Source organism: Labilibaculum manganireducens, assembly GCF_002843385.1.
GTDB classification, from domain to species: domain Bacteria; phylum Bacteroidota; class Bacteroidia; order Bacteroidales; family Marinifilaceae; genus Labilibaculum; species Labilibaculum manganireducens.
Map to the genome: position 1 here is coordinate 23263 of NZ_MVDE01000026.1, position 11377 is coordinate 34639.

Genomic DNA, 11377 nt, shown 5'->3' on the forward strand with positions numbered 1-11377 from the left:
GTTGTTGTATTTTAGAACGTTAAATTTACACCCAAAGTGAATGTACGTGGTCTAGGATAAAAGTTGTTGTCAACGCCAAATCTGTCATCTTTTTCTCCAACTTCTGGATCTAATCCTGAATAATTTGTTATTGTAAATACATTCTGAACGGTAAAACTTACCCGTGCATTAATGTCTTTACCTGCAAATTTGTTAAAAGTATATCCTGCACTAATGTTATCCATCTTTAGAAAGGAAGCGTTTTCTACGAAATAATCAGAAGTAAATTGACGTTTTACAAAGTTTGTTTTGCTTAAATTGGTTGGCATGTTTTTCCAGTAACCAATTTGTTGAATTTGATCATATGAAGCTCCTGCTGCTACTTGATTTAAAACATAATTTCCTATGTTTGCACGTAAAGATGTTGACATATCAAATTGCTTGTAATTGAAACGAGCAGAAAGACCAAAGATATCTGTAGGAGTAGGACTATGGTAGATATACTTGTTCGCATTATCTCCACTAATTTTTCCACCTTTGCCAGCTATATCTTCGTATAAACCTTCTATAGGTTTACCGTTAGAATCGTAAATTTGCTTGTTTACAAAGAAAGAATGAGCTTCTTCGCCAACTCGGGTAATTTGTGTTACACCAGTCATTCCTGAACCTTCTGGAACACCAATGTAATTAGGATCATCAGTTAATAATAATTTAGTCAATTTATTATCATTGTGAGTATAATTCATTCCAATATTTAATGACATATCGGGAGTGGAAATTGCAACAAAGTTTAATGAAACCTCAAAACCTTTGTTTTCAAGACTTCCAACATTAGTATACAATCTGTTGGAAAAATTACTTCCACTTGGAATGGTTACATTGTTTAATAAATTTTTTGTTTCTCTAAAATAGTAATCAACCGAACCATTAATACGATTGTTTAAGAATCCAAAGTCTAAACCAATATTTTGAGTGGTTGTTTCTTCCCATTTAATGTCAGGATCGTAAGTGTTTGGTCTCAACGTTGAAGTGAATTGCCCATTGATTGGGTAATAGTAACCTTGTTCAGAGCTTATGTATTGTGGTTGATAAGGATAATCGTTATCCGATATATCCTGCTGGCCAGTGATACCCCAGCCTAATCTAATTTTTAAGTCAGATACAGCATCTACATCTTTCAAGAATGATTCTTCATGCATTTTCCAGGCAAATGCTGCCGAAGGAAAAAATCCCCAACGATTGTCTTCGGAAAATCTTGATGAACCGTCATATCTAAATGTTCCTGTAAGTAGATATTTATTCTTTAAAGCATAATTCATACGACCAAAGAAAGAAACTAGATAATTTTCTGTTTCAGAAGCAGTATTCTTATCGACTTGCAATGGATGATCAGCATCTTCAATTGATCTGGTATAGTCAGTACTTTCTCTTTCAAAATGCTGCCATGAATATCCTCCTGTTAAATCCAGTTTGTTATCTTCATTAAACTCTTTTTTGTAGTTTAAATAGAAATCTAAAAGGTTGTTCTTATTCTTGGCAGTGTAATCGCTTAATTTACCCCATGAGGATACAATCGTTGATGGTGATGTAATCGGACGATTGTTTTGACCATCACTTTCTGTATAGTCTGTTGCGACATTCAAATTAGCCTGCATATCACGAAGAAATGGAAGCGTGTAATTTAATTTTAAGTTAGCTACAACTCGATATACATCCGATTTGTTATTAACCTCTTTCGCTTGTTCTACTGGATTAGGTGTTCCAAGGCCAGCTCCGTATTTCTGCCACTGATAATATCCACCAAATTCGGGAGCATTGGTGTCATAAATTGGTTGAGTTGGATCCATTGATATTGCAGATCCAATTGCACCGTCATCTCCAAAGTTATTGTTGGTCATCATGAATTTAGCATTCATGTTAACCTTTAAATCATCATTCAGAAATGTTGGATTCAAATTTAAAGATCCGGTGTATCTTTGCATATCTGTATTCTCAAGAATACCAGTTTGGTCGGTATAACCTAAGGAAATTCGATATGGGACATTTTTTTTTGATCCAGAAAAGGCCAAGTTATGATCGTGGGAAATTGCTGTGCGGAAAATTTCTTTCTGCCAATCAGTATTCTCAGTTCCCAACTTGTTATAGTTTAAAGGATCGTATAAAACAGGATGATCAACGGCAATTTTTCTTAGCTGATCACCAGAATATACATCGACATAGTCAATAGCACTGGCAACAGAAATGCTTCCAGTATAGTTAACTTTTAAAGGGGATCCTTTTACTCCTTTTTTGGTTGTAATAATAATAACACCATTGGAAGCTCGGGAACCGTAGATCGCAGTTGAAGAAGCATCTTTCAGTACCGTAAATGTTTCAATGTCATTTGGGTTGATAAATGATAGGGCATTTGAACTACCGCTTACATTATTCCCAACACTTTCAATTGGCATTCCATCAACAATAATTAATGGATCATTTGATGCATTAAAAGAAGAACCACCACGAATACGAATTGTAGATCCGCTACCAGGAGCACCACCTGCTGATGTAATTACAACTCCGGCAGATTTACCTACTAAGAGATCTTGAGGTGAGGTAATATTACCCTTATTAAAGTCTTTTGAAGATACACTGGTTACAGAACCTGTTTTGTCTTCTTTTTTAACTGTACCATAACCAATCACAACAATTTCGGAAAGGTTCTCGGTTTCAATACTTAAAATTACATTGATTTGAGATTGTGAGCCAACTACAATCTCCTGAGAACGATATCCTACAAAAGAGTAAATAATTGTAGCGTTGTCGTCTACACTAAGCGTGTAATTTCCGTCAATGTCGGTAGTTGTTCCTACAGTTGTGCCTTTTACAACTACTGAAACACCAGGAATTCCCATGCCATCGTTTGCATCGGTAACTAAACCAGTAACTACTTTTTCCTGTGCATGAATCATGGTAAATGAAAATACCATAACGAGCATAAGAAGTAGTTTTCTAAGTCTACTAATGTTAAGTTCCATAAATTAGAAATTTAAGATAAATTAGTTAATTAGTTAATTAGTTAAGGTGTTTTAGATAAAAATATGAACTCGTGTTTCCGACTTGGGTTCTTCCTTTTTTAGCTTTCTAAAATTACCCTAACGTTAAGTTAGCCTTAATTCATTCTGTAATCAAAGATAAATGCTGATGTTTTTTTTTGGTAAATGATTGATAGTTAAGTGTAAATAAATCATCGCAAACGTCACCGCAAACGTTTGATATTCATATATTGATATAAGTTGATAATATCCGAACAAATTCCAATCAAACCTATATGTTTGTTTAATTTTTCCTATATTTACAAAGCTTGTTTCAAGTGTATTTGTAATGTGTAGCACATTTCTAATCATCTTGTTACATGTCTTTACTTAGGGTGTTAATATCTAATTAATATACAAATTTTATATGAGAAGCGGGCAAGTAACAATTAAAGATATAGCCAAAGAATTAGGAATTTCTGCCTCTACAGTTTCAAGAGCACTTAAAGATCATCCTGATATTAGTTTTAAAACTAAGGAGGCCGTTAATGAACTTGCTAAGAAATGGCATTACAAGCCCAATGCTGTAGCTTTAAGTTTGCGAAATAGTAAAACGAATATCATTGGGGTGATTATTCCGGAAATTGTCCATCACTTTTTTTCTTCGGTAATCAGTGGAATTGAAGATATAGCCTCAAAAGCCGGATACAATGTGATGATATTTCAATCGAATGAATCTTATGTGAGAGAAATGGCTAATGTTCAGGCTTTACTTTCAAGTCGTGTCGATGGAGTTTTGGTTTCCATGTCAAAAGAAACAAAAGATCACAGTCATTTTCAGGAATTAAGGGATAATGGAATACCAATCGTATTTTTTGATCGTGTTTGTAATGATTTGTCATCAGATAATGTAATTGTAGATGATTTTGCAGGTGCTTTTGCGGCAGTAGAACATCTAATTAAAATAGGGTGCAGAAGAATTGCTCATTTATCGGCACCCCAGCATATGTTATTGGCTCAGAATCGTCAGAAAGGGTATCGCCAGGCAATGTTAAAACACAAAATTCCAATCGATGAAAATTTAATAGTTAAATGTGACAGTTTTGATGAGGCAATTCTAAAAACTCCTGATTTATTGGCTTTGCCTGAACCACCGGATGCGATATTTGCAGTGAATGAATTAACTGCAGCCGGAGCACTTTTGATGGTGAAAAAATTAGGATTAAAAGTTCCTGAGGATATTTCGATAGTTGGGTTTACTGATGGAGTGGTTTCGCGAATTACTGATCCTTCACTTACCACTCTTGAACAGCATGGTTTTGAAATTGGTTTGAAAGCCGCAGAGCTGATTGTGGAAAGAATTTTTGCAGGAGATATGGATTATGAGCCTGTCACAAAAGTTGTTAAAACCAATTTGATTGTAAGAGGATCAACCAGACATATATAATATTGTATACTGATGTCTAAAAAAAGTTGCCTTGAGCAGCTTTTTTTGTCTGCTGTAAAGGCTTATTTTGATGAAATAAGATTATAAATTCATCTTAAATTGAAAAAAAACAGATTTATTTTTGAATTTGTTGCAATCGTTTGTTATGGGTTATTAAGCCTGTTTTTATTGACTGTTTGAAACTTTCAGCTTGAAGTTGTTTTGACATATTGTATTTTTTTCTCTACTTTTGACCGTGGAGGGAAACCTCTTTTCCGACTTAATTTTATATTTACTTCCTTATTAATATGATCTCGTTTCCAGATAAAATGATGGAAATTACACAGATCTATTATTTGTTTAACACTATATTGTGTTGGATAATTAAGTTAGTCCTTTGCAACACAAATTAAAGTGATGTGTATCAGGATCTATTTTTTCCAAAATTTTATTTGAAACAAGAATTGTTTATTGAATTTCTCATTGTTGAGGAATCTGATCCATATGTTCATGGGTCAAATTAAAGAACAGTTTATGATTGTAATTAAAAACGTCAACCCATTTACAGGAAGGACATAATTAACTAACAAATGAAAAAACAGCCTCGATTAAGTTTTTGGCAAATCTGGAACGTCAGTTTCGGATTCTTAGGAATACAGATGGGATTTGCCTTGCAAGGAGCAAACGTAAGTCGTGTATTATCAAGTTTAGGAGCAGATTTGCATCATTTATCTCTATTTTGGTTGGCGGCACCTGTTATGGGATTAATTGTTCAGCCAATTGTTGGAGGTGCGAGTGATCGGACATGGAACCGTTTTGGTCGAAGAGGCCCTTACATTTTGGGAGGTGCTGTAATTGCTGCTTTGGCAATGTTTTTTATGCCTAATGCAGGTATAGCAGTTAAAATTATGCCGCCTCTTGTATTTGGTGCTGTGATGTTCGCTTTAATGGATGGGTCGTTTAATATTACGATGCAGCCATTTAGAGCGCTTGTTGCGGATATGACTCCTGAAGAACAAAGAAATGCAGGATATTCTATTCAAAGTTTCCTGATTAATACAGGAGCAGTTTTGGGATCTATTTTGCCATTTGTTTTAACCAATGTAATGGGAGTTAGTAACGTTGATCCTGATGGAGGAGTTCCTTCGTCGGTTATCTGGTCTTTTTATATTGGTGGCGGTATGTTACTGTTATCAGTACTTTGGACTGTTTTCAGAACAAAGGAATATCCACCTCATGAATATGCAGCCTATAAAGGTTTGGATGTAGTTTCAAAGGAGAAAAAGGAAAAACGTACGTTACTTGGATTCTTTAAATTGTTGAAAGAAACTCCAAAAACCATGATGCAATTAGCTGTTGTCCAGTTTTTTTCGTGGTTTTCTCTTTATTTGATGTGGGTATATACTACCTACGCTTTGGCACAGCATTCCTGGGGATGTCCAATTACTGATGTGAAATCGGAATCGTTTCAGGACGCAGGAGATTGGGTTGGAATTTTGTTTGCAGGCTATAGCTTGTTTGCTGCAATATTTTCAATTTTAATGTCCAGATTGGCGAATCGGTTTGGCAGAAAAACTGTTTATTCTTTAGCCTTACTCTTGGGAGGTTTAGGTTTTTTGTCGACCTACCTGTTTAGCGGAGGCGATTTAATTCATTTAAATCTTTTATTAACTGAAGTTGATGTGCCTTCGAGTGCTGCATTGTGGATGATTCCAATGGTGGGCGTAGGAATAGCATGGGCTGCAATTCTTGCGATGCCGTATTCTATTCTATCTGACTCTTTACCTGCTGATAAAATGGGTGTGTATATGGGAATCTTCAATTTTACAATTGCAGGACCTCAGATTATTAGTGGAATAATTGCCGGTGAAATTTTAAGATACTTTTTTAACGGTGAGGCAATTTATATTATGGTGATCGCCGGAGTATCAATGTTGTTAGGGGCAATTTCTGTCACTTTCGTTAAGCAAAATAAAGCTGTTAATTAATAATATTTGTTTGAAATGGGAACAATTAGTGCATGTATATTTGATTTAGATGGAGTAGTGGTTGATACGGCGAAGTATCATTACATCGCATGGAAAAGTATAGCAAATGAGTTAGGCTTTGACTTTACAGAGGAGGATAACGAGAGATTGAAAGGAGTAAGCCGAATGACCTCTTTGGATATTCTTCTTTCGATTGGTGGAGTTGAGCTTGATCAGGAAACTAAACTTGAATTGGCCGATAAGAAAAACAAAAACTATTTGGAGTACATATTACGAATGACTCCTGATGAAATTCTTCCTGGAGTGAAAGAATTTATGACTGAACTCAGATCCAAAGGGGTGAAGATTGCTTTGGGATCTGCGAGTAAAAATGCAATGATTATTTTGAATCAGTTAGAGCTTACCGGTTATTTTGATGTGGTTGTTGATGGAACTCATGTGAGCAATGCAAAGCCTGATCCTGAAGTGTTTCTAAAAGGAGCAGAGCTTTTAAAGGTTGCACCATCTGAATGCGTGGTTTTTGAGGATGCCGAAGCTGGCGTTGAAGCTGCAATTAACGGCAAAATGAAGTGTGTTGGAATTGGTTCTCCTGATGTATTGGGAAAAGCAAATTTTGTAGTTCCCGGTTTTGTTGGGTTTTCTATAAGTCAATTGAACTTTTAAGGCATAGGCAGGATTATTTTTAAAAGGAAATCAATATGAATGAATATTTAAAACACGATGAATGGTGCATTATAGAGGAGGGATTTACTCCTGAAAATCATCGCGCATCTGAAAGCATATTTAGTCTTGGTAATGGAAATATGGGTCAAAGAGCCATGTTTGAAGAACATTACTCAGGAAAAACATTACAAGGAACTTATATCGCAGGTGTTTATTATCCTGATAAAACCAGAGTAGGTTGGTGGAAAAACGGCTATCCGGAATATTTCGCAAAGGTATTAAATGCGCCAAACTGGATTGGAATTGATGTGAAAGTCAATGGTGAAATGCTTGATCTTGCAAAATGTAAAGTGAGCGAATTTGTTCGCACATTAAACATGCAGGAAGGTGTTTTGATTCGTTCATTTGTTGCCGAAATGTCGAACGGAAACCAAATTAAGGTAGATGCAAAACGTTTTTTAAGCATTGTAACCTCTGAAGTTGGAGCAATCCGATATTCAGTTACGGCTTTAAATTTCGATGGAAAGATTAGTTTCAATCCATACCTTGATGCTGATGTGGCTAATGAGGATTCGAACTACGATGAGAAATTTTGGGATGTATTATCATGTAAATCCATAAAGGGGGAAGCTTCAATAACGGCTAAAACCAAGAAGTTGGATTTTCATGTTTGTATAGGTATGAAATATGACGTATACAAAGATGGACAGAAACTTGAAATGACTGCTTCAATTACCAAAGAGGAGAAATACGTTTCCAATACGGTTGAGTTTGATGTTAAAAAAGAAGAAGAACTTACCATTTATAAGTATGCAGGTGTTTTAAGTTCATTAAATCACAGTAAGGATGAAATTCTTACTGATGCGCAAAAAGTTGTTGCAGAAGCTTATGGAAAAGGGTATGATTCCCTTTTAGAAGAGCATGTTGCTGCATGGGCAGGAAAATGGGCGAATAGTGATATTACCATTAAAGGTGATGTTGCAGCACAGCAAGCCATACGTTTCAACATCTTCCAATTAAATCAGACTTATACCGGTGAAGATGAACGATTGAACATCGGACCTAAAGGTTTTACAGGAGAAAAGTACGGAGGAAGTACTTATTGGGATACAGAAGCTTACTGTGTTCCTTTCTACCTAAGTACATCAAAACCTGAGGTTACCCGTAACCTGTTGATTTACCGTCACAAGCAATTGCAAAAGGCCATTGAAAATGCTGAAAAGTTAGGTTTTACCAATGGAGCAGCCTTGTATCCAATGGTAACAATGAACGGGGAAGAGTGTCACAATGAGTGGGAGATTACTTTCGAGGAAATTCACCGTAACGGAGCCATTGCATTTGCTATTTACAATTACATCCGTCACACAGATGATAAAGATTATTTAGCAGAATTTGGCTTGGATGTACTAATTGGTATTTCAAGATTCTGGAGTCAGCGGGTTAACTATTCTCAGGCTAAGAAGAAATATGTAATGCTTGGCGTTACAGGTCCTAATGAGTACGAAAATAACATCAACAACAACTGGTATACAAATACCATCGCGAATTGGTGTATGAAATATACTCAGGAAGCTATGGCTCATGTTAAAGAGACAAATTCGGGTCGCTTTGCTGAGATTATGGAGAACCTGAAATTCGATTTCGAAAAGGAAACTGCAAAATGGAATGATATCATTGATAACATGTATTATCCGGTTGATGAGGAAACAGGAGTATTCCTGCAGCAGGACGGTTATTTGGATAAAGAACAAATTCTGGCTGCCAATTTAGATCCGAAAGTACGTCCGATCAATCAGCATTGGTCCTGGGATAGAATTTTGCGGTCATGTTTCATTAAACAGGCTGATGTACTGCAGGGTGTTTATTTGTTCGAAGATCAGTTTGATGAGGAAACTATCAAGAAGAATTATCAATTCTACGAGCCTAGAACTTTGCATGAATCATCTCTTTCTCCATGTATTCACTCCATTCTGGCATCTAAAATTGGTGATATTGAAGGAGCTTACAGTCTGTATTTAAGAACTTCCCGTTTGGATATTGATGATTACAATCATGAAGTACACGAAGGACTGCACATTACAAGCATGGCAGGAACGTGGATGTCGATTGTTGAAGGTTTTGGCGGAATGAGAGTATCGAACGGACAATTGATATTTAAGCCGTTGATTCCTAAAGAATGGAAATCATATTCATTTAAGGTTCGATTCAGAGGAAATCTTTTAAATGTAAGAGTTTCTGCAGATGAAGTTGGTGTAATCAATGAAGAGGGTGAAGATATTTCCTTATTCCTGATTGATGACGAATACCTAATTGAAAAGAACAGCTGCCTGGTTATCGAGCACGCTTAAAATCAGTACAAAAACAGTTCAGGATAAGGGGAATTCCTCTTATCCTGATTTTTTATCAAGTCTTAATTTTAATAGAATGAGAACTTTTTTGATTTCCTTACTGATGGTTTCCTTTTTTAGTTTTTCCTCGTTTGCCGAAAAAGTGAAAATTGAAAGAGTAGAGCCAATGTTTTGGTGGGTGGATATGAAGAATCCAAATTTACAACTTTTGGTTCATGGTGAAAATATTTCGAAATATGATGTTTCGATGAATTATCCGGGAGTTACAATTGAAAGGATGATAAAGACAGATAAACCCAATTATTTGTTTGTAAATCTGCTGATTAAAAAAGGAACGAAAGCGGGTAGCTTCGATCTTGTTTTTTCGGAGAAAGGCAAAAAGAAAGCAAGTTACTCGTATGAATTAAAAGCCCGAAAAGAAAATTCTGCAAGCCGAAAGGGTTACGATGCATCAGATGTGGTGTATCTGATTATGCCGGATCGATTTGCGAATGGAGATCCAAAAAACGATTCTGTTGAAGGAATGAAAGATAAATTGGATCGTGAAAATCCTGATGGTCGTCATGGCGGGGATATTCAGGGGATTATTGACCATTTGGATTATTTGCAGGAACTTGGAGTTACTGCAATCTGGAATACCCCTTTAATGGAAGATAATGAACCAACAACATCTTACCATAATTACGCCATTTCGGATTATTACAAGATTGATGCCCGTTACGGAAGTAACGAGGATTATGCCCGATTATCAGCGGAAGCAAAAAAGCGGGGAATTAAAATTATTATGGATGTGGTGACCAACCATTGTGCTTCGGCTCATTGGTGGATGAATGATCTGCCTTCAGGCGATTGGGTTCATGTATTTCCTGAATACACCCAATCGAATCACCGCAAGAGCACTACGAATGATCCGTATGTTTCGAAAGTAGATTACGAAAAGAACTTTGATGGCTGGTTTGCAAGGTCTATGCCGGATTTAAATCAAAAAAATGATTTACTGATTAACTATTTTATTCAGAATACCATTTGGTGGATAGAATATGCCGATTTAGGCGGGATTAGAGTAGATACCTATCCGTATAACGATAAAGATGCCATGGCAGTTTATTCTGGTACAATTATGAAAGAGTATCCAAACCTGAATATTGTTGGAGAAACTTGGTTAAGCTCGCCTGCTGAGATTGCTTACTGGCAAAAAGATGCAGTAAATCATGACGGCTACAATTCTAATTTACCATGTGTAATGGATTTTTCTTTGTTCGAAGCCATGACAAAGGCTTTTAATGAAAACGAAGGATGGAATACCGGTTTGGTTCGCCTGTACAATTCTCTTGCTTTTGATTATTTGTACCCACACACAGACAACTTATTTATTTTTGCTGAGAATCACGACACCGACCATATTATGTCGGTTTTAGGAGGCGACATACAGAAATACAAAAACCTGATGACTTTTCTGCTTACAACACGTGGTATTCCTCAGATTTACGTGGGTACAGAGATTTTGTTGGAAGGCAAAAAGAGCGATGGCGATGGAAAAATGCGCGTTGATTTTCCCGGAGGATGGGAAGGTGATGCAAAAAATGCTTTTACAGCTGAAGGAAGAACGGCAAAAGAAAATGAGGCTTTTAATTTCTTGAAAAAACTATTGAATTGGAGAAAGCAAAATCCGGTAATCCACACCGGAAAACTGATGCATTACGTTCCCGAAAATGATACTTACGTTTATTTCAGAAGCAATGCGGAAAAAACAATAATGGTCGTGATCAATAGGAACAAAAATGCACAGGAATTGAATTTGAAGCGATTTGCAGAAAGTTTGGGTGCATTCACTTCTGGAAAAGATGTGATTAGTGAAAAAGAATTCGATTTATCCAAAGGAAGTATCTCCTTGGCTCCAAACACATCAATTATATTGGAATTAAAATAAGTGTGATCGGGTGATCACAAAACTCTCAA

6 protein-coding genes are annotated in these 11377 nt (G+C 36.2%); 5 read left to right on the plus strand and 1 reads right to left on the minus strand.

The genetic code is table 11. The features are described 5' to 3' along the window. Window positions 1-11 precede the first annotated feature (11 nt). Complete coding sequence (locus BZG01_RS15180; RefSeq protein WP_101310690.1) at window positions 12-2996, minus strand: SusC/RagA family TonB-linked outer membrane protein; 2985 nt, start codon at window positions 2994-2996, stop codon at window positions 12-14. A 424-nt stretch (window positions 2997-3420) separates the two neighbouring features. Between BZG01_RS15180 and BZG01_RS15185 the strand changes: the two genes are divergently transcribed. The 5 genes from BZG01_RS15185 to BZG01_RS15205 all read left to right on the plus strand — a co-directional run bounded on the left by BZG01_RS15185 (window position 3421) and on the right by BZG01_RS15205 (window position 11348). Further along, on the plus strand, window positions 3421-4440 hold the full coding sequence (locus BZG01_RS15185; protein WP_101310691.1) for a LacI family DNA-binding transcriptional regulator: 1020 nt from the start codon (window positions 3421-3423) through the stop codon (window positions 4438-4440). Between the two features lie 569 nt (window positions 4441-5009). Further along, window positions 5010-6407 carry an MFS transporter gene (locus BZG01_RS15190; RefSeq protein ID WP_101310692.1) on the plus strand — a complete coding sequence of 466 codons (1398 nt, stop codon included), beginning with the start codon at window positions 5010-5012 and terminating at the stop codon, window positions 6405-6407. Between the two features lie 15 nt (window positions 6408-6422). Beyond that, window positions 6423-7070, plus strand: a complete 648-nt coding sequence (gene pgmB, locus BZG01_RS15195) for a beta-phosphoglucomutase (protein WP_101310693.1) — start codon at window positions 6423-6425, stop codon at window positions 7068-7070. 35 nt (window positions 7071-7105) lie between these two features. After that, on the plus strand, window positions 7106-9418 hold the full coding sequence (locus tag BZG01_RS15200) for a glycoside hydrolase family 65 protein (RefSeq protein ID WP_101310694.1): 2313 nt from the start codon (window positions 7106-7108) through the stop codon (window positions 9416-9418). 76 nt (window positions 9419-9494) lie between these two features. Further along, window positions 9495-11348, plus strand: a complete 1854-nt coding sequence (locus BZG01_RS15205) for a glycoside hydrolase family 13 protein (protein WP_101310695.1) — start codon at window positions 9495-9497, stop codon at window positions 11346-11348. Window positions 11349-11377 lie beyond the last annotated feature (29 nt).